This is a genomic window from Phycicoccus sp. Soil748, assembly GCF_001428025.1.
Lineage (GTDB): Bacteria > Actinomycetota > Actinomycetes > Actinomycetales > Dermatophilaceae > Pedococcus.
In genome coordinates, this window is record NZ_LMSC01000009.1 from 260,692 (window position 1) to 279,848 (window position 19,157).

Consider the following 19,157-nt stretch of genomic DNA (forward strand, 5'->3'; position numbering starts at 1 on the left):
CCCGTGCCGAGGGTTCCGCGGGTCGTGGTCCTGCTCGAGGGCCGCAGCGACGTCGCCGCCGTACGGGCCCTCCTCGCCCTCGACGCGCCTTCCGGGGTCGGGTCTCTCGCGGACGGCCGCGTCGGGGACGGCCGCGCCCACGACGTGCAGCTCGTGGACATGGGGGGCGTCACCAACGTGCGCCACCACCTCGTCCGACTCGTGGCAGACGCGTCCGAGGGCGCCGGGCCGCGGGTCCTCGGCCTCGGTGACGCCGCCGAGGCACCGTTCCTGTCCCGCGCCCTGGCAGCGGTCGGTCACGCGGTGGGCACGCGGGCCGACATGGCCGCGCTCGGCTTCCACGTCTGCGACCTGGACCTCGAGGACGAGCTGGTGCGCGCCCTCGGCACGGCCCGGGTGCAGGAGGTGCTGGCCGGGCTCGGCCTCCTGGACCGCTTCCTGGCGTTCCGGCGGCAGCCCGCGTGGGACGGCCGGCCGGTGCACGACCAGCTGCGGCGGTTCGCGGGAACCACCTCGGGGCGCAAGCTCGTCGTGGCAGAGGCGCTCGCCTCAGCCCTGACGCCCTCCCAGGTCCCGGCCCCGCTGGCCGCCCTCGTGGGCCACATCCGGGCCGGCCTCGCCGAGCCCCCTGCCGGGCCGCCGGTGCGACCGTTCGCCGGGACCGGCTGAGGGCGACGCGGACCGTCAGGCCGGGGTGAGCCTTCCGCGCAGCGTCAGGGTCGCGACGACGAGGGCCAGGGAGGCGGTGAGCGCCATGACCAGCGTCATCGGGAGGGCCGAGTCGGAGCCCATCGCGCCGATGAGGGGCGCAGCCGCGCCGCCGATGACGAACTGGGCGGCGCCGAGGAGCGCTGCGGCGGTGCCTGCCGCCTCGCCGTGACGCGTCAGTGCCAGGGCCGGGGTGTTGGGCAGGGTCAGGCCGCACGCGAGGAGGATGAACCACAGCGGCGCCAGCACCATGGGCAGTCCACCGAACCGGGTGGCGGCGGAGGTGACCATGAGCAGGGCCGCCACGGCGCCGATGGTGACGCCGGCGCGGACGAGCAGCTGCGGCTCGAACCGCCGCAGCAGGAACGGGTTGACCTGCGAACCGGTCAGGAAGCCGAGCGAGTTGAGCCCGAACACCAGGCCGAACTGCGCGACGCTCAGGCCGTAGATGTCCTGGAGCACGAACGACGAGCCGCCGATGTAGGAGAACAGCGTCGCGAACATCAGGCCGCTGATCAGCACCAGCCCGACGAAGGTGCGGTCGCGCAGCAGGGAGCCGTAGGTCGCCACGACCGGGCGGAACGCCAGCCTGCGACGGCGGTGCGCCGGCAGGGTCTCGCGCAGGGCGAACGACGCCAGCGTCACCATCATGGTTCCGGCCACGGCGAGCAGGACGAACACCCCGCGCCACGAGGTCACCTGCAGGATGGCTCCGCCGAGGGTCGGCGCCAGCACCGGGGCCAGGCCCATCACGAGCATCAGGCGCGACAGCATGGTGGCCGCGGCCGACCCGGCGAACTGGTCCCGCACCATGGCCATCGAGACCACGGCGACGGCGGCATTGCCCAGGCCCTGCAGGACGCGACCGACGGTCAGCAGCTCGATCGACGGCGCGAAGGCGCAGAACACCGAGGCCGCGATGTGCAGCGCCAGTCCGGCGATGAGGGGGCGGCGGCGGCCCACGGCGTCGGCGAGCGGCCCGACGAGCAGCTGCCCGAGCCCCATACCGAGCAGGATGCCGGTGAGGGTGAGCTGGACGGCCGACTCGGACGCCCCGAGGTCGCGCGTGATCGAGGGCAGCGCGGGCAGGTAGGTGTCGATCGTCAGGGGCCCGATGGCGATGAGGGCCCCGAGCACCAGGACGAAGCGCAGGTAGGCCCGACCGGTCGGCGCCGTCCCCGGGGCAGGGACGGTCGGGGTGCGGACATCGACGGCAGCGGCGTCGACGGGCACGCCGTCCGGCGTCGGGACGAGGGTGTCGGGGGCTGCGGTCTCGGGGGCTGCGGTCACAGGGTTCGCAACGACGGGACGTGCGCCATCCATTCCGGCGGGGGCGCCGGTCTCACGCCGCGAGCAGGAAGTGCCACCCCAGCCACCACCACACGAGCAGCAGGAGCAGCTGGCCCGCCCGGGTGCGCGCGGCCTCCCGCACGACCTCCGACACCCGCGGCACGACGTCGGGACGACGCCGCGCGACCGCTGCCAGGACCACGAGGCAGGCGAGCAGCGCGACGTTGGCCGCGGCGGTCAGGGCCCGGGCCGTCACCGCCGGCTCCCCCGCTCCGCGAGGGCCCGCAGGAGGACCCATCCGGCCAGGGCCCAGCAGACCGCCACGACCACCCGGATGGGCCGTCCCTCGAGCAGGGGGTCGACCAGGGTGCTCAACGTCGGGTGGTCGGGGTTGTCGGTCTGCGCGTCCGGCTGGGAGAGGAGGTCGGCGAGCTCGAGCAGGCAGCCGGCCAGCAGTGGGACGGTCCAGACCCAGGCGCGTGCGGTGGGCAGCCGCGGCACGGGCGCGCCCTCCCCCGCCCGCAGCACCACCACGAGGCCCACCAAGCCGACCACGGCGAGCGTCAGCTGGACGGCGACTGACGCCCGCGGCTGCACGGCAACGACCAGCCCCACGACCGAGGCCGCCACCGGTCCGGCCCACCTCCCGGACAGCCACCGGGGCGGCGTCCGTGGCGGCAGGTCGCGCCGTAGCACCACGAGCATGAGGACGGCGGTGCCGAGGAAGACCGCCACGTCGACGGCGTTGGCGCGGGCGACGTGGACGACGGCCGCGCCCAGCACGATCCCCAGCGCCGGTCCGGGCCGTGCCCGCCGACGCCCTGGCGCAGACTCAGTCCCGGCCAGTGAGCTCCCAGGCGTCGGCCGGCTCCTCGACCTCTTCGCGGCCGGCGTACTGCGCCGCCACGGGGTCGTTCGCGTAGCGCGCGTCGGGCGCGTAGCCGGGGGCGTAGGTCCCCACCACCGGCACCGCGTCGGTCCGCTCGACGTCGCCAGCCGCGCCCTGCAGGTCGGGAGCCGCCTGGCCGTCGAAGACCGGCTCGGGGTCGGGCACCTCGTCGCCGCGCATGAGCGCGAGCGTCGTGGCCAGGTCGTCGGGCTTGACGAGCACGTCGCGGGCCTTGGAGCCCTCCGACGGCCCGACCACACCGCGCGACTCGAGCAGGTCCATGAGGCGGCCGGCCTTGGCGAACCCGACGCGCAGCTTGCGCTGCAGCATCGACGTCGACCCGAACTGCGTCGTCACGACGAGCTCGGTCGCCTGCAGCAGCAGGTCGAGGTCGTCGCCGATGTCGTCGTCCACCTGCTTCTTGGCCGCGACGACGGTGACGTCCTCGCGGTAGCTGGGCTTGAGCTGGTCGGTGACGTGCTTGACGACGTCCTGGATCTCGGACTCGGTGACCCAGGCGCCCTGGACGCGCATCGGCTTGCTGGAGCCCATGGGCAGGAACAGCGCGTCGCCCTGGCCGATGAGCTTCTCCGCGCCGGGCTGGTCGAGGACGACCCGGCTGTCGGCGAGCGAGGACGTCGCGAAGGCCATGCGCGACGGCACGTTGGCCTTGATGAGGCCGGTGACGACGTCGACGGACGGGCGCTGGGTCGCCAGGACGAGGTGGATGCCGGCGGCGCGCGCCAGCTGGGTGATGCGGACGATCGACTCCTCGACGTCGCGCGGGGCGACCATCATGAGGTCGGCGAGCTCGTCGACGATGACCAGCAGGTACGGGTAGGGGTGGATGACGCGCTCGCTGCCGGGCAGCGGCTTCACCTTGCCGGCCTTGACCGCCTTGTTGAAGTCGTCGACGTGCTTGAACCCGAACTGGGCGAGGTCGTCGTAGCGCGTGTCCATCTCCCGCACGACCCACTGCAGGGCCTCGGCGGCCTTCTTGGGGTTCGTGATGATCGGGGTGATGAGGTGCGGGATCCCCTCGTACGCCGTGAGCTCCACGCGCTTGGGGTCGACCAGGACCATGCGGACCTCGTCGGGCGTCGAGCGCATGAGGATCGAGGTGATCATCGAGTTGACGAAACTCGACTTGCCGGCGCCCGTCGCACCCGCGACGAGCAGGTGGGGCATCTTCGCGAGGTTGGCGATGACGTAGCCGCCCTCGACGTCCTTGCCGACGCCCATGACCATCGGGTGCTCGTTCCCGCGGGCCGCCTGGCTGCGCAGGACGTCGCCGAGGCTGACCTTCTCGCGGTCGGTGTTGGGGATCTCGATGCCGATGGCCGACTTGCCCGGGATGGGCGACAGGATGCGGACGTCGGCCGAGGCGACGGCGTACGCGATGTTCTTGGACAGGGCGGTGACGCGCTCGACCTTGATGCCGGGGCCGAGCTCCACCTCGTAGCGGGTGACCGTCGGGCCGCGGCTGAAGCCGGTCACCTGCGCGTCGATGTCGAACTGGTCGAGCACCTGGGTGAGGGCCTCGACGACACGGTCGTTGGCCGCGCTGCGCGACTTGTGGGGCGAGCCCGGCTCGAGCAGGGCGTTGTCCGGCAGGGTGTAGGTGATGTCGCCGGCGAGGGCGAGCTGCTCGACCCGCTGCGGCAGCGGGGTCGTCGGCGGCGCCTCGAGGGTGGCCTTCTCGACCACGGGCGGGCGGGTCGGCGCGGCCGCAGCGGCGGCCCCCGCGGCACCGGGCGCGAGGACGCCGGGAGCGGTGGGTCGCTTCTCGCCGGGGCGCAGGCCCTTGCCGTCCGGGACGACCACGGCGGCCTTCTCGAAGGCCTCGTCGCCGTCGAGGGGCCCCTCGGGCTCGATCACGCGGCGACGGCGGCGCGGCTTGTCCTCGACGACCTCGACCGGCTCGGGCTCGACGGCCGCGCGGTGCAGCAGGTGGTCGCGCAGCTCGGCGAGGCGCTCGGGGATCATGTGCACCGGCGTGGCCGTCATGACCAGGAGGCCGAAGAAGCCGAGCATGAGCAGGATCGGGACCGTGCCGTACACGGAGACCGCCGCCTCGAGCGGGCTGGAGGCGAGGAAGCCGATGATGCCGCCGGCCTCGCGCATGCCGTCGGCGCCCTGCGGTGGGGTAGGGATCCCCTGTGACACGTGGGCCAGGCCACAGGCGGCGAAGGCGAGCGCACCGAGGCCGATGCCGATGCGCGACGTCGCGCCGTCGTCCTGGGGCGCCCGCAGCAGGCGCAGGCCGAGGAAGAGCAGGGCCAGCGGCACGGCGTAGGCGACGCGGCCGAAGGTGCCGGCCACGACCGCGTGGACGACGTCGCCGAGCGCACCCTCGAAGGCCCACCACTCGCGGGCGGCGACGAGGATGGCGAGGCCGAGGAGGGTGAAGCCGAGGCCGTCGCGACGGTGCTCCGGCTCGAGGTCGCGGGCGCTGCTGCCGACCCGGCGGACGGCGCCGCCTGCGACGTGCGCCATCCCCATCCACGTCCCCCGGACCGCGCGCAGCGGTAGGGGCAGGCCGCCGCCGCTGGCCTTGCCCCGCGCGGGCTGCTTGCGTGGCGCAGGGGAACGGCGGTTGGCAGGGCGCGTGGTGGTGCCCTTGCGCGCCTGCCGGGCCGAGGAGGAGCGCGTCGAGGTGGACGGACGTGTGGCCATGGTCCGCAGGCTACGCGACGGCCACACCGGACACACGCGTCACACGCGTCGCACTGCGCCCAATCTGTCCCTCCGACCGCGGGCCGCCCCTCCCCCGAACGGGTGAGGCCGGTGCATCACTTCGGACACGGACGGGGCTCACCCCTGTCGCCATACGGCGTGCCGGTGCCACTCTGGGCGGGCGTCTGGCGGGGCCTGCGCCGACGACCACGGATCCTCCGGGACACCGTCCGGGCGTCGGCGCAGGCGCACCAGCCGGCCGCACGTCTCAGATGACGGGAAGGTCGGTCCACCTGCTGGAGCCGCCCCGAGCCGGCCGCTACCGTCGTCGACCAAGGTCATGAGTGTCAGCGCACAGCCCCGGCTTGCTGACCAGCAACCCTCCACCGCGGTGGGGTGCTCCGGGTGACGACCGGGCCGCCTGCAGGAGCAGGTGGCAAGCGCGGACCCGAGCCCAGCCCGGGTCCACCGGACCCAGGAGCTGACCTCCGTGTCGATAGCCAGCACCCCGCCCACCACTCCCGAGGCCTCCCGGGCGGCGACGCGCCGTACCGCTCCCCTGGCCCACGCCCGCGAGCACCTGCGCGCAGTCCCGCCCCTGCCCGTGCGCTCCCTCAGCGCCTCAGCACTGCCCGCCGTCGTGTCCGGCGGGCTGCCCGTCCCGACCCTGGACGGCCCGACCGACTACGCCAACTTCGACCACGCCGCCTCGACCCCGGCGCTGGTCAGCGTGAAGGCCGCCGTCGACACGGCGCTGCGGACCTACTCCTCGGTGCACCGCGGCAAGGGCTACGCCTCCGCGGTGACGAGCGGCTGGTACGAGCAGGCCCGCGCGGAGGTGGCGGCCTTCGTCGGGGCGCGCGAGGGGGACGAGGTCGTCTTCACCCGCAACAGCACCGACTCGTTCACCCTGCTGTCCCGCTCGCTCCCCCGCGACACCTCGGTGTTCGTCTTCGAGTCCGAGCACCACGCGGCACTGCTGCCGTGGAAGGCCCGCCAGACGGTCCGGATCCCCGTGCCCGGCAGCGCCGCCGACGCGGTCGTCCTGCTCCGGGAGGCCCTGCGGACCCGCCAGGGCCGCAACCGTCTCGTCGTCCTGACGGGCGCGTCCAACGTGACCGGCGAGGTCTGGCCGATCCGCGAGCTGGCGGCGGTCGCGCGGCGCGCTGGTGCCCGCGTCGTCCTCGACGCCGCGCAGTACGCCCCCCACCGCCGCATCGACCTCGGCGAGCTCGGCGTCGACTACGTCGTCCTGTCGGGGCACAAGCTCTACGCGCCCTTCGGGGCAGGCGTCCTCGCCGGTCGCGCCGACTGGCTCGACGCCGCGGCCCCCTACCTGCCCGGCGGCGGCGCCACCAAGGCGGTCACCGAGCACGGGGTGCAGTGGCACACGGGCTCGGCGCGGCACGAGGGCGGCAGCCCCAACGTCATCGGGGCCATCGCGCTGGCCGCCGCCTGCCACGCGCTGCGCGAGCACGGCGACGCCGTCGAGGCGCACGAGCAGCTCCTGGGCAAGGCCCTGCTCGACGGCCTGCGCGACATCGACGGCGTGCAGACCTACTCGCTGTTCGGTGACGGCCACGAGCGGGTCGCGGTCGCGACGTTCACGGTCGACGGGGTCGACTCCTCGCTCGTGTCCGCGGTCCTGTCGGCCGAGCACGGGATCGGCGTGCGCGACGGCAAGTTCTGCGCGCACCTGTGCGTGGACACGCTCCTCGACGACCCGTACGCCGAGGGCCCCGACACCGCCGTGCGCGCCAGCATCGGCCTGGCCACGACCGCCGCCCACGTCCAGCGGCTGCTCGCCGCGGTCGCCGACCTCGCTGCCCACGGGCCGCGGCACGAGTACGTGCACACGGGCGAGGGCTGGGTGCCGGTCGACGACACCCGCGACCTCGCCCCCGCCCCCCCCCCNGACTCGGGCCCGGCCGGCGCCTCGGGCCCGGACGGCGCGGGCTCAGGCCCGCCGGCGCCTCAGGCCTGGATGACGACCGGGATGATCATCGGGCGGCGGCGGATCTTGCCCCCGACCCAGCTGCCCACGGCGCGGCGGACGACCTGCTCGAGCTGGTAGGAGTCGGTGACGCCGTTGCCCGTGGCGTCGGCGAGCGCCTGCTCGATCTTGGGTCGCACCTGGCGGAAGATCTCGTCGTCCTCGGCGAAGCCGCGGGCCTGGATCTCCGGACCCGCCGCGACCTTCCCGGTGGCCGAGTCCATGACGACGATGACCGAGATGAAGCCCTCGTCGCGCAGGATGCGGCGGTCCTTGAGCAGCGCCTCGTCGAACTCGCCCACCGACGAGCCGTCGACGTAGACGTAGCCGCAGTCGACCGCGCCCACGACCTTCGCCCGGCCCTTCACGAGGTCGACGACGACACCGTCCTCGGCCAGCACCACCCGCTCGCGAGGGACGCCGGTCTGCACGGCCAGCTCGGCGTTGGCGACCAGGTGGCGCCACTCGCCGTGGACCGGCATGACGTTGCGGGGCTTCACGATGTTGTAGCAGTAGAGGAGCTCGCCCGCGCTGGCGTGGCCGGAGACGTGCACCTTGGCGTTGCCCTTGTGGACGACGTTGGCGCCGAGGCGCATGAGGCCGTTGATGACCCGGTAGACGGCGTTCTCGTTGCCCGGGATGAGCGAGGACGCCAGCAGCACGGTGTCGCCCTGGCCCACGTCGATGCGGTGGTCACGGTTGGCCATGCGCGACAGGGCGGCCATCGGCTCACCCTGGGAGCCGGTGCAGATCAGCACCACCTGGTGGTCGGGGAACGTGTCGAGCTTCTTGACGTCGACCAGGACGCCGTCGGGCACCTTGAGGTAGCCGAGCTCGGCCGCGATGCCCATGTTGCGGATCATCGAGCGACCGACCATGGCCACCTTGCGGCCGGCCTTCTCGGCGGCGTTGAGCACCTGCTGGACGCGGTGCACGTGCGAGGAGAAGCAGGCCACGATGATGCGGCGCTCGGCGTCGCGGAAGACCTTGTCGATCGCCGGGGCGATGTCCTTCTCGGGGGTCGTGAACCCCGGGACCTCGGCGTTGGTCGAGTCGGTCATGAACAGGTCGACGCCCTCCTCCCCCAGCCGGGCGAAGGCGCGCAGGTCGGTGAGCCGGTTGTCCAGGGGCAGCTGGTCCATCTTGAAGTCGCCGGTGTGCAGGATCGTGCCCGCCGGGGTGCGGACGAAGACCGCGAGCGCGTCCGGGATCGAGTGGTTGACGGCGACGAACTCGCAGTCGAAGACGCCGAGCTTCTCGCGCATGCCCTCCTTCACGCCGAGCGTGTAAGGAGTGATCCGGTGCTCCTTGAGCTTGGCCTCGATGAGGGCCAGCGTCAGCATCGAGCCGACGATCGGGATGTCCTTCTTCAGCTTGAGGAGGTAGGGCACCGCCCCGATGTGGTCCTCGTGGCCGTGGGTGAGGACGATCGCCTGGACCTGGTCCAGCCGGTCCTCGATGTACTGGAAGTCGGGCAGGATCAGGTCGACGCCCGGGTGGTGGTCCTCGGGGAAGAGCACCCCGCAGTCGATGATGAGCAGCTGCCCGGCGTGCTCGATGACCGCCATGTTGCGGCCGACCTCGCCGAGGCCGCCGAGGGCCACGACGCGCACGCCGTCGGCCGCGAGCTTGGGGGGCAGGTGGAGCTCGGGGTGGGGGTGGCTCACAGCAGACCAGACTCCTTGAGTCCTGTACGGAGGATGTCGAGGTGCTCCGGCGGCGACTCCAGCAGCGGGAGCCGCACCGTCGGGTGCTCGATGATGCCGAGCTCGACGAGCGCGGCCTTGGCCATGATGGCCCCCTGGGACGTGCTCATGATCGCGTCGACCGCAGGGACGAGCCGCCGGTGGATGTCACGGGCGGCGGCCAGGTCGCCCCGGTCCACCGCCTCGATCATCGCGGCGTACTCGCGTCCGGCGACGTGCCCGACGACGCTGACGGTGCCGACGGCCCCGAGGGACAGCCAGGGCAGCGTGGTCGCGTCGTCGCCGGAGAAGTAGAGGAGGTCGGTGGCGGCCATGACCTTGGTGGAGGCCCACGGGTCACCCTTGGCGTCCTTGACGGCGACGATGCTCGGCACGGTGGCCAGCTCGCGCAGCGTCTCGGTCGTGAACGGGATGGCGGTCCGGCCGGGGATGTCGTAGAGCATCACCGGCAGGTCGGTGACCTCGGCCACGGCGCGGCAGTGCGCCACCACCCCGGCCTGGGTCGGCTTGTTGTAGTACGGCGTGACGAGCAGCAGGCCCGTGGCGCCGGCGTCCGCGGCGCGCCGGGTCATGGCGACGCTGTGCGCGGTGGCGTTGGAGCCGACGCCCGCGACGACCTTGGCCCGGTCGCCGACGGTGTCGGCGACGAGGCGGACCATCTCGATGCTCTCGTCCTCGCTGAGCGTGGCGGACTCGCCGGTCGTGCCGTTGACCACGATGCCGTCGTGGCCGGTGTCGACCAGGTGCTCCGCGAGCCGGCGCGCCCCGTCGAGGTCCAGGCTCCCGTCGGGGTGCATGGGGCTGACCATGGCGGTCAGGAGTCGACCGAACGGCGAGGCTGTACTCATGACCGCAGGCTATCGCCCCGCCGGGTGCGCCCCGGTCCCCGGCGCGTGAGGCGGACGGGAATGGCGCCATCCCAGCCCTGCGTGGCCGGATCCTTCCACCCCGTCGCCCACCCCATCCGTCCACCACCCCTCCACCCCGCGGTACGGCGCCGCCACCGTCGGCGGGCGGTGTTAGGTTGCCGTCGTGCAGCAGTACCTGGACCTCCTCGACCACGTCATGACGACCGGCACGGACAAGTCCGACCGGACCGGCACGGGCACGCGTTCGGTCTTCGGCTACCAGATGCGGTTCGACCTCTCCGAGGGCTTCCCGGTGCTCACCACCAAGAAGCTGCACCTCAAGTCGATCATCGGCGAGCTGCTGTGGTTCCTGCGCGGCGACTCCAACGTCCGGTGGCTGCAGGAGTGTGGCATCACGATCTGGGACGAGTGGGCCGACGAGAACGGTGACCTCGGACCGGTCTACGGCTACCAGTGGCGCTCCTGGCCGACGCCCGACGGCGGCCACGTCGACCAGATCGCCAAGGTGATCGAGTCGATCCGCACCAACCCCGACAGCCGCCGCCACATCGTCTCAGCGTGGAACGTCGCCGACGTCGACTCGATGGCGCTGCCCCCCTGCCACACGATGTTCCAGTTCTACGTCGCGAACGGCCGGCTCTCGTGCCAGCTCTACCAGCGCTCGGCCGACATCTTCCTGGGCGTCCCGTTCAACATCGCCTCCTACGCGCTGCTCACGATGATGGTGGCGCAGGTGTGCGACCTCGAGCCGGGCGACTTCGTCCACACCCTCGGTGACGCCCACCTCTACTCCAACCACGTCGAGCAGGCCCGGCTGCAGCTCACCCGGACCCCCCTGCCGCTGCCGCGGATGAGGATCGCACCCGGCAAGCAGATCGACGAGTTCGAGCTCGGCGACTTCGAGCTCGTCGGCTACGAGGCCCACCCCTCGATCAAGGCGCCCATCGCCGTCTGAGGTGTGCGCCCCCACGCATCCTGGCTGGCGGGCGGGGTGCGGTCACGGCCTACGCTGTCGGTCATGACGAACGTGACCCTCATCGCCGCCGTCGGCCGCAACGGCGTCATCGGCGCCGACAACGACATGCCGTGGCACCTTCCCGAGGACTTCGCGTTCTTCAAGCGGACCACCATGGGCCACCCGATGGTGATGGGCCGCAAGACGTTCGACTCGATCGGGCGGGTGCTCCCCGGTCGGCGCACGATCGTGGTGACGCGCCAGCAGGACTGGTCGCACCCCGACGTCGAGACCGCACACTCCCTCACCGAGGCGCTGGCGCTCGCCGGTCCCGCGAGCGAGGTCTTCGTGTGCGGCGGCGGCCAGGTCTATGCCGAGGCCATGCCGTGGGCCCAGCGCCTGCTCATCACCGAGGTCGACCAGTCCCCCGAGGGCGACGTGAGGTTCCCCGCGATCGACCCGGCGCAGTGGCAGGAGACCGCCCGCGAGGACCGCGACGGGTTCAGCTGGGTCACCTACGAGCGGGTCTGAGGACCTCTCACAGCTCCTACGTCACTGAGCTCACAACGCGCTCAGTGACGTAGCAACCGCCGACGACCATCCCGCACCCACCCGGACCGACCCAGGACCGACCCCGGGCGACCTGCGTGCGCGTACGGGCGTCTCGCGGCCGGGTGCGAGGATGGCAGCCATGAGCTCCACGCACCACGACGGGCACGACCACGGGCACGACCACCCGCACACCCACCCCACCGGGCCCCTCGCCGACGCGAGCGTCCGCATCGCGCGCGAGACCGATGCCCCGGCAGTCGGGTTCGTGCAGGCCGTGGTGTGGCGCGAGGCGTACGACCGCGTGGTCCCGGCCGAGGTGCTCGAGGCCTTCGAGCCGCAGGCCTTCGCGAGCGCCTGGCGCCAGTCGCTGGCCAACCCGCCCCAGGGCGTCTACCGCCTGCTCGCGGCGTGCGCAGGCGACCAGGTGGTCGGCTTCGCCTCCATAGGGCCCAGCCAGGACCCCGACGCCGACCCGGCGACCGGCGAGGTCTCGGCGCTCGCCGTGCACCCCCAGGCGCGCCGGTCGGGTCACGGTTCACGGTTGGTCAACGCGGCGGTGGACACGCTGCGTGGGGCGGGTGCCGAGACGCTGCACGCGTGGGTGCTGGCCACGGACGAGCAGACCCGCGCGTTCCTCGTGGCGTCCGGCCTGCACCCCGACGGCGCCTTCCGCGACCGCATCGTCTCCCCCGCTGGCGACACCGCCCGCGAGGTGCGCCTGATCGCCGACATCCGTCCCGACGGGACGCCTGAGCCGTCGCCCGACGGGTCGTCCGACGCCCCGTGACCGAGGCACAGTGACCGTCGCGCTCGCCCCCGCACGTCGCCGTGCCGTGCTGCGCCAGTCGCTGTCCGTCGCCGTGGCGACCGGGGCGTACGGCGTGAGCTTCGGCGCCCTGTCCATCGCCGCTGGACTCGACCTCCTGCAGACCCAGGCGTTGTCGCTGCTGCTCTTCAGCGGAGGCTCGCAGTTCGCGTTCGTCGGGGTCCTGGCAGCCGGGCCGGCAGGAGCGCCCGCCGCCATCGCCACCTCCACGCTGCTCGGGGTGCGCAACGGCCTCTACGGGCTGCAGGTCTCCCGGCTGCTGGACGCCCGGGGACCGAGCCGCCTGGCGGCGGCCCAGCTCACCATCGACGAGTCCACGGCGGTCGGGGTTGCCCAGCCCGAGGCGGCCGCGGGACGGCTGGGTTTCTGGGCCACCGGCGTCGGTGTGTTCGTGCTGTGGAACCTCACCACCCTCCTCGGCGCGCTCGCAGGCGACGCCATGGGTGACCCGCGCCGCTACGGTCTCGACGCGGCAGCGGCGGCAGCCTTCTGCGCCCTGCTGTGGCCGCGGCTGCGCTCAGCGGACGCCTTCGCCATCGCCGCTGCGGCCGCGGTCGTGGCGGTCGTCCTCGCGCCGCACGCGCCTGCCGGTGTCCCGGTACTCGTCGCGGCGACCACGGCCCTGGCCGCCGGCGCCTGGCGTCGCGCCCACCACGACCCCGCACCGCCGCACCACTGGGCCGACGAGGGGGCCGACCGATGAGCACGTGGACCGCGGTGCTGCTCGCCTCCGCCCTGGCCTTCGCCCTCAAGTACGCCGGCCACCTCGTGCCCGCGTCGTGGCTCGACGGCGACCGGACCACGCGTATCACCTCGGCGCTGCCGATCGCCCTGCTCGCAGCGCTGGTCGGGGTGCAGACACTGACGTCGTCGTCGGGGGCAGTCGTCGTGGACTCGCGCGCCGCAGCCGTGGGCGTGGCCGTCGTCGCCCTGGTGCTGCGGGCACCGTTCATCGTCGTGGTCGTGCTCGCCGCCGCGGTCGCCGCCGGGCTGAGGCTGCTCGGCCTCCCCTGACGGCTTCGGCAGGTGGCGAACTCCTCAGCGGGTCAGGCCGTTCGTCAGGGCCACTCGAGCGCGTCCTCGACGAACCGGTCGCCCGTCTGGATGCCCACGACGCAGAAGACCACGCCGCCCGGGTCCTGCATGATGACGTAGCCCTCCCGCTCCTGCACCACCGTCGCCCCCAGGCCTCTCAGGCGGTGCACCTCGGCCGCCACGTTGTCCGACTCGATGTCGAGGTGGATGCGTGGGCCGCCGGACTCGAGCCGCTGCACCTCGAGGTTGAGCGTGCCCACCTCGCCGACCGAGGCATACGGGCCGTCCTGCCGCGGGCGGGTCCCCTGCACACCGGCCCAGAACGCCAGGCTCTCGTCGTAGTGCTCGCCGTCGTGGTCGATGAGGACGATGCCGATGCGTGAACGGTGCATGGGCCCACCGTATGCCGCGGCGCCCCGTTGAGCGCCTCGTCTGCTCAGCCCCGTTCGGCGCGCCAGGCCCGGACCGCGGCCCGGTAGTGCGCCTGCTCACCCTTGCGGTCCCGGGCGACACGGCACTCCTCGGCCCGCTCGAGCTCGCGCGCCCAGTCGCCGTGAGCGCCGGAGGCGTTGGCCTGCGCCATCATCCGCGCACCGTCACGGGCCAGCCGCACCAGCGGCAGCATCGCCGCGAGCGCCACCAGGGGCACGAGGATGACGGCGACGCCGAGCAGGACCGGCACCGGGCGACCGTCGGCGATGAGCTCGACCCCGCGCCAGCCGATGGTCGCCGCGTAGAACGCGAGGACGACGAGCGTGACGAGGGCGGTGACCTTCTCGCGCACTCAGTCGTCCAGGCCGAGGACGTGCTCGAGGCCGACCGTGAGGCCGGGGTGGTCGGCGATGGCCCGCACCCCGGCCAGGACGCCCGGCATGAAGCTGCTGCGGTCGAAGCTGTCGTGGCGCAGGGTGAGCATCTCCCCCACCCCGCCGAACAGCACCTCCTGGTGGGCGACGAGCCCGCGCAGGCGGACCGAGTGCACCGGCACCCCGTCGACCCGGGCGCCGCGCGCCCCGTCGGGGTCCTGGGTCGTCGCGTCGGGGACGTCGCCGAGGCCGGCCTCGGCGCGAGCGGCGCCGATCAGCACCGCGGTCCGCGCGGCGGTGCCCGACGGTGCGTCGACCTTGGCCGGGTGGTGCAGCTCGATGACCTCGACCGACTCGTAGAAGCGCGCCGCCTCCTGGGCGAAACGCATCATCAGGATCGCGCCGATGGCGAAGTTGGGCGCGATGAGGACGCCGACCCCGGGGTGCTCGGCGAGCGTCGCGCGCAGCGACTCGAGCCGGGAGTCGTCCCAGCCGGTCGTGCCGACGACGACGTCGACGCCGCGTTCGACGCAGTGGGCGACGTTCGCCGGTGACGCGTCGGGGACCGAGAACTCGACCACCACGTCGGCCCCGGCGAGGTCGCCGAGGTCGTCTCCCTGGTCGAACCGGCCCACCAGCTCGAGGTCGTCGGCTGCCTCGACGGCCCGGCACACCTCACCACCCATGCGGCCCGATGCCCCGATGACTGCCACCTTCGTCGTCGCGCTCACGTCGGCCAGCGTAGCGATGGCGGGCCCGACCCCGTGGGGCCGGACCCGTCATCGACGGTCCGCTGCTCCTCGCCACCGGGGCGAGGAGCGACCGGCTACTTCACGAAGGCCTTGAGGCCCAGGACCACCGGGTCGTGGTCGGAGGACCGGTACGGACCCGGGTCGTGGAAGTCGGTCGAGTGGTAGTTGTAGCGGCTGTACTCCAGCGCCACCGACTCACCCGAGTTGATGTTCCAGTGGTCGGCACCCGTCGCCATCTTCAGCCCCGCCGCGTTGACGAGGATGTGGTCGAGCGAGCCGGAGAGCCCGGAGAAGGAGTACGAGTACTGGCCCGGGTCGAAGGTGGAGCCCACGTCGGTGTACCCCGCCTTGTAGAGGACGTCCAGCGGGTCCTCCATCGTGTAGGAGTTGTAGTCNGACGACGGCCTTGGCGCCGTACTCCGCCGCGACACCGGGCACCCAGTCACGCAGCGCCTGCGCCTGCAGGATGCGGCTGGTCACCGAGGAGCCCTGGCCGTCACCGGAGTCGGCGTCCCCGGGGAAGGGGCCGGCCGAGCCCTTGGACTTGAAGTGGTTGACGACGAACAGGAACTTGTCGCCCTTGCCGTACTTCGACTTGAAGGTCTGCGCGATCGGCTCACGGGCGTTGACGAACGCCTGGCCCGTGCCGCTCTGGTCGCCGAGCGCGCGCGAACGGTCGACGCGCATCACGGTGGCCGGCTTGTAGATCATCGCCGTGGTGATGAAGTCCTGCTGCGAGACCGGGGGGAGGTCCGTCGACGACGGCACGAACGCCCAGGTACCGGCGCCCGCCTTGGCGTTGAGCGCTGCCACGAGGCGGGACAGCGTCTCGTCACGAGAGTGCCCGAACTGCGCCGAGTTCTCGACCTCCATGAGTCCGACGACGTCGGCGTCGAGCGCGTTGATCGCCGACACCTCCTTCTCGGTCTGGCGGGCGAGGTCGCCCGCGTCCCAGGCGCCGCGACGGTCGCAGCCGTCACGGACGGTGTCGCCGCTGCTGTCGCGGTCGTAGTAGGCGAGGCAGGACGGGTCGGCGTCGCCGAGGTCGGTGAAGTAGTTGAGCACGTTGAACGAGGCGACCTTGAGGTCCGGGGTCCCGAGCTGGCTCAGGTCCTTCTCGTCGGGCGCCGCGGTGCGCGTGTTGGTGAACGTCACCGGGGAGGCTGCGTTGTCCGGGCCGACGACCTGGGCCCTCGGCTGGAAGCGCCACAGGTTGAAGCGGTAGTCCACGACCACGGGGGCCGTGAAGGTCGCAGGGGCGCCGACGCGGACGGGCTTGGTCGTGGAGACGTAGGCCGGGGTGGTGTCCGCGTTGAGCAGGCACGGCACCGGGCGGAGCTTGCACGTCGAGGTGCTGTAGCTGCTCGCGGTGAAGTTGGTCGAGGCTCCGTCGTCGAGGGTGACCAGGCGCTTGGCGTTGTCGGCCACCACGGCTGCGGACTCGGCGCTGCCGGGCTTGGCGACCTCGGTGTTCTGCAGCAGCGGCGTGGTGCCGACCGCGAGGCCCACCTCGCCGTACTGGTTGGTCCCGAAGGTGTTGGTGACCGTGTAGGCACCGGTCGGCTGGAACAGCATGCCCTCGATGGACTCGCGCCCGGCGTCCGTGGTCGGCCAACCGGTGGTCAGGGCCTGGACGGGGCTGAACTGGGCACCCGCGTCGACGACGTCACCCGCGGTGGTCGAGATCTCGGTCAGGCCGCCGAACTCGCTGACCTTGCCGGTCACCTTCACGAAGTTGCCGACGACGGCCTCGGGGGACAGCGACCCGGGCTGGAAGACGTAGACGCCGTCCGAGGCGCCGTCGGGGCGCGGCTCGGGGCCGGTGCCCTGGGTCTGGAGGAAGAAGCCGTTGAAGCCGCCGGTCGGGTAGGCCGCGGTGACGACCCCCTCGACGACCACGGTCTCACCGGCGAGCGGCGACGTCGCGCCGGTCCCCTGGACCTCCGCGATAGTCGCCGTACGCGGCCCGGTCGGGGCCGGGACGCAGGCGTCGCCGCAGGCGACCGGGGTCGCCGCCGCGGTCGCGAAGTCGGCCCTGTTGTCGGCCGTGTTGGTGTGATTGGCGTTTCGCGACACCGACACGGTGTTGCTGGGAGCCACGGTCGGGGCGGACCCGGCGTAGTCGTTGGCCGTGGTGCCGAAGCCGACGAAGTCGACCACCTGCGGCAGGCTCGAGCACGCCGTGGCGGTCGACTTGGCGCCGCAGTCCGCCAGCGGCGCCGCCGCGCTGACGAGCGCGACCTTGCCGGCCGTGCCGGACATCGCGATCGAGCCGGTGGCGTCGGCCGGGACGTCAGTGGTGCCACCGCTCCCCGCCGCCTCGCGGACGACGTACGACGCGCCCGCGGGGATCGTGCCCGAGACGGCCGTCGTCTGCCAGCTCGTGCCGGTGGCCGAGGTGGACTGCACCGACCAGCCGTCGACCTTCACCGGCGCGGTACCGGTGTTGACGAGCTCGATGAAGTCGTTCTTGTACGTGGCGCCGGAGTTTCCGCCACCGCCGTACACCTCGTTGACCACGACACTGGCCGTCGGCGACGGCGCGGCCTGCGCACCCGTCGCCACGGAGACCACACCAGCGGTGAGCGCTACCGCGCCCGCCGCCCCAATCAGTTGCTTGCGGCGTTCGCGCACAGCAGTCCTCCACACCCGAGTTGTTCCCGAAGAAAGTCGCGCCGCCCATGGATGCGGGCCCGGCGCCAAGGGTGCAGTCAAACATGGTGGGAAGACCTTGTGGAGGTATGGAAGGCGTCCAGAAGGTAAAGGTCAGGTCAGGTTCTCCAGGGGCTCGTCGGTGTCGGCAAGTTTCGCCCGGTCGACACGGGCACGGGAGCGGATCAGGCCCTTGACGGCGTCGCCCACGTCCCAGACGTTGACGTTCATGCCGGCCGAGACGACCCCGTCGTGCAGCCAGAAGGCCAGGAACTCCCGTCCGGCGAGGTCGCCCCGCACCACGACCTCGTCGTCGGGGCTGCCCAGGCCGTGGTACTCCAGGCCGAGGTCGTACTGGTCGCTGAAGAAGAACGGCAGCTGCGGCTCCGGGGTGGGCTGGTCGAGCATCGCCGCGGCGACCAGCGGCGGCTGGTCGAGCGCGTTGGCCCAGTGCTCGACGCGGACGCGGCGCCCGAGGAAGGGGTGCTCGACGTTGGCCACGTCGCCGGCCACGAAGACGTCGGGGTCGCTCGTGCGCCCCCCGGCGTCGGCGAGCACTCCGTTGTCGACGTCGAGACCGGCCTCCTGTGCCAGCCCCACGTTGGGAACGGCGCCGATGCCGACGACGACCGTGTCGGCCGGCACGGTGGTCCCGTCGCCCAGGCGTACCCTGGTGACACTGCCGCCCTCACCCGTGATCTCCTCGACGGTCACCCCCGTGCGCAGGTCGACCCCGTGCTCCCGGTGCAGGTCGGCGAACACCTGGGCGATGGTCGGCCCCAGGACGCGCACGAGGGGCAGGTCCAGGGCCTCGAGCACCGTCACCTCGGCGCCGGCCTCCCGCGCGGCTGCCGCGACCTCGAGACCGATCCACCCGCCGCCGACCAGCACGAGCCGGCGACCGGGGCCCATCGCGGCACGGAGCCGGTCGCTGTCCTCGATGGTGCGCAGGCTGAGTACCCCGTCGAGGTCGGCGCCCGGCAGCGTGAGGCGTCGCGGCGAGCTGCCCGTGGCGAGCAGCAGCCGGTCCCAGTGGAGCCGTTCGCCGCTCTCGGTCACGACCTCGTGCGCGTCACGGTCCAGGGCGGTGACCACGGTGCCGGTGCGCACGTCGACGTCGTGGTCGGCGTACCACTGCGCGTCGTGGACGAAGGCGTCGTCGAGGCCCTCGCCCGTCCTGAGGTAGTCCTTGGACAGCGGCGGTCGCTCGTAGGGCAGGTGGTCCTCCCCCGCGAGCAGGACGAGCCGCCCCTCGAAACCCTTGTCCCGCAACGCCTCCACGGCCTTGGCTCCCGCCAGCCCGCCACCGACCACCACGAACGTCCGCTCATCAGCCATGGGCACAGCCTTCGACGCCCGGGGCCGGAGCGCAACCCCCGGGACTACCGACACCCAGGACGCCGAACGGGCCGGCACACCGTGAGGTGTGCCGGCCCGTTCGGGACGTG

Annotated in this window: 17 protein-coding genes, 2 pseudogenes and 1 riboswitch; of the genes and pseudogenes, 7 read left to right on the forward strand and 12 right to left on the reverse strand. The window is 72.8% G+C overall.

Annotation, left to right across the window (positions count from 1 at the left end):
* Nucleotides 1-3 precede the first annotated feature (3 nt).
* A complete protein-coding gene (locus ASG70_RS15225) occupies nucleotides 4-669 on the forward strand; it encodes an ATP-dependent endonuclease (RefSeq protein ID WP_156400038.1) in 666 nt (221 codons plus the stop codon).
* Between the two features lie 15 nt (nucleotides 670-684).
* On the opposite strand, the gene ASG70_RS15230 is transcribed toward ASG70_RS15225, so the two are convergent.
* Genes ASG70_RS15230 through ASG70_RS15245 form a run of 4 tightly spaced genes read right to left on the reverse strand, consistent with a single transcriptional unit; the run spans nucleotide 685 to nucleotide 5,563 of the window.
* Complete coding sequence (locus ASG70_RS15230) at nucleotides 685-1,998, reverse strand: multidrug effflux MFS transporter (RefSeq protein ID WP_235531528.1); 1,314 nt, start codon at nucleotides 1,996-1,998, stop codon at nucleotides 685-687.
* 52 nt (nucleotides 1,999-2,050) lie between these two features.
* On the reverse strand, nucleotides 2,051-2,254 hold the full coding sequence (locus tag ASG70_RS15235; RefSeq protein WP_056884690.1) for a DUF6186 family protein: 204 nt from the start codon (nucleotides 2,252-2,254) through the stop codon (nucleotides 2,051-2,053).
* Nucleotides 2,251-2,781: a hypothetical protein gene (locus ASG70_RS15240; protein WP_056884691.1), complete on the reverse strand. Its 531-nt coding sequence runs from the start codon at nucleotides 2,779-2,781 to the stop codon at nucleotides 2,251-2,253. Before ASG70_RS15240 ends, ASG70_RS15235 begins: the two co-directional genes overlap by 4 nt.
* A 49-nt stretch (nucleotides 2,782-2,830) precedes the next feature.
* Nucleotides 2,831-5,563 (reverse strand): DNA translocase FtsK, encoded by a 2,733-nt coding sequence (locus ASG70_RS15245; protein WP_082590866.1) that lies wholly within the window; start codon nucleotides 5,561-5,563, stop codon nucleotides 2,831-2,833.
* A gap of 336 nt (nucleotides 5,564-5,899) precedes the next feature.
* A riboswitch (SAM riboswitch) is annotated at nucleotides 5,900-6,012 on the forward strand.
* 281 nt (nucleotides 6,013-6,293) lie between these two features.
* Between ASG70_RS15245 and ASG70_RS15250 the strand changes: the two genes are divergently transcribed.
* On the forward strand, nucleotides 6,294-7,477 hold a 1,184-nt coding region (locus ASG70_RS15250; protein WP_235531542.1), incomplete at its 3' end, for an aminotransferase class V-fold PLP-dependent enzyme.
* Nucleotides 7,478-7,537: 60 nt separating this feature from the next.
* On the opposite strand, the gene ASG70_RS15255 is transcribed toward ASG70_RS15250, so the two are convergent.
* Together ASG70_RS15255 and dapA are read right to left on the reverse strand one after the other, a co-directional pair.
* Complete coding sequence (locus ASG70_RS15255; protein ID WP_056884693.1) at nucleotides 7,538-9,223, reverse strand: ribonuclease J; 1,686 nt, start codon at nucleotides 9,221-9,223, stop codon at nucleotides 7,538-7,540.
* Nucleotides 9,220-10,110 carry a 4-hydroxy-tetrahydrodipicolinate synthase gene (dapA, locus tag ASG70_RS15260; RefSeq protein WP_056884694.1) on the reverse strand — a complete coding sequence of 297 codons (891 nt, stop codon included), beginning with the start codon at nucleotides 10,108-10,110 and terminating at the stop codon, nucleotides 9,220-9,222. Before dapA ends, ASG70_RS15255 begins: the two co-directional genes overlap by 4 nt.
* Before the next feature lie 184 nt (nucleotides 10,111-10,294).
* Here dapA and ASG70_RS15265 point away from each other — a divergent pair, with 184 nt between their 5' ends.
* From ASG70_RS15265 to ASG70_RS15285, 5 genes are all read left to right on the forward strand, one after another.
* Nucleotides 10,295-11,086 carry a thymidylate synthase gene (locus ASG70_RS15265; protein WP_056884695.1) on the forward strand — a complete coding sequence of 264 codons (792 nt, stop codon included), beginning with the start codon at nucleotides 10,295-10,297 and terminating at the stop codon, nucleotides 11,084-11,086.
* Nucleotides 11,087-11,149: 63 nt separating this feature from the next.
* The gene (locus ASG70_RS15270; protein WP_056884696.1) at nucleotides 11,150-11,617 is read left to right on the forward strand and encodes a dihydrofolate reductase; all 468 of its coding nucleotides are present in this window, start codon (nucleotides 11,150-11,152) and stop codon (nucleotides 11,615-11,617) included.
* Nucleotides 11,618-11,777: 160 nt separating this feature from the next.
* A complete protein-coding gene (locus ASG70_RS15275; RefSeq protein ID WP_056884697.1) occupies nucleotides 11,778-12,425 on the forward strand; it encodes a GNAT family N-acetyltransferase in 648 nt (215 codons plus the stop codon).
* Nucleotides 12,426-12,435: 10 nt separating this feature from the next.
* Entirely contained in the window at nucleotides 12,436-13,167 is a 732-nt protein-coding gene (locus ASG70_RS15280; protein WP_056884698.1) for an AzlC family ABC transporter permease, read from the forward strand.
* The gene (locus tag ASG70_RS15285) at nucleotides 13,164-13,478 is read left to right on the forward strand and encodes an AzlD domain-containing protein (RefSeq protein WP_056884699.1); all 315 of its coding nucleotides are present in this window, start codon (nucleotides 13,164-13,166) and stop codon (nucleotides 13,476-13,478) included. Before ASG70_RS15280 ends, ASG70_RS15285 begins: the two co-directional genes overlap by 4 nt.
* Before the next feature lie 44 nt (nucleotides 13,479-13,522).
* On the opposite strand, the gene ASG70_RS15290 is transcribed toward ASG70_RS15285, so the two are convergent.
* The 6 genes and pseudogenes from ASG70_RS15290 to ASG70_RS15310 form a co-directional block, all read right to left on the reverse strand.
* Nucleotides 13,523-13,891, reverse strand: coding sequence for a VOC family protein (locus ASG70_RS15290; protein ID WP_056884700.1), 369 nt, complete (start codon nucleotides 13,889-13,891; stop codon nucleotides 13,523-13,525).
* A 44-nt stretch (nucleotides 13,892-13,935) separates the two neighbouring features.
* Nucleotides 13,936-14,283, reverse strand: a complete 348-nt coding sequence (locus ASG70_RS15295) for a hypothetical protein (protein WP_056884701.1) — start codon at nucleotides 14,281-14,283, stop codon at nucleotides 13,936-13,938.
* On the reverse strand, nucleotides 14,284-15,036 hold the full coding sequence (dapB, locus tag ASG70_RS15300) for a 4-hydroxy-tetrahydrodipicolinate reductase (protein ID WP_082590870.1): 753 nt from the start codon (nucleotides 15,034-15,036) through the stop codon (nucleotides 14,284-14,286). It lies immediately after the preceding gene.
* 95 nt (nucleotides 15,037-15,131) lie between these two features.
* Nucleotides 15,132-15,452 (reverse strand): annotated as a pseudogene (locus ASG70_RS20135) (hypothetical protein); the annotation flags it as partial.
* A gap of 1 nt (nucleotide 15,453) precedes the next feature.
* Nucleotides 15,454-17,706 (reverse strand): annotated as a pseudogene (locus ASG70_RS15305) (ExeM/NucH family extracellular endonuclease); the annotation flags it as partial.
* Between the two features lie 117 nt (nucleotides 17,707-17,823).
* Complete coding sequence (locus ASG70_RS15310) at nucleotides 17,824-19,047, reverse strand: NAD(P)/FAD-dependent oxidoreductase (RefSeq protein WP_056884704.1); 1,224 nt, start codon at nucleotides 19,045-19,047, stop codon at nucleotides 17,824-17,826.
* Nucleotides 19,048-19,157 lie beyond the last annotated feature (110 nt).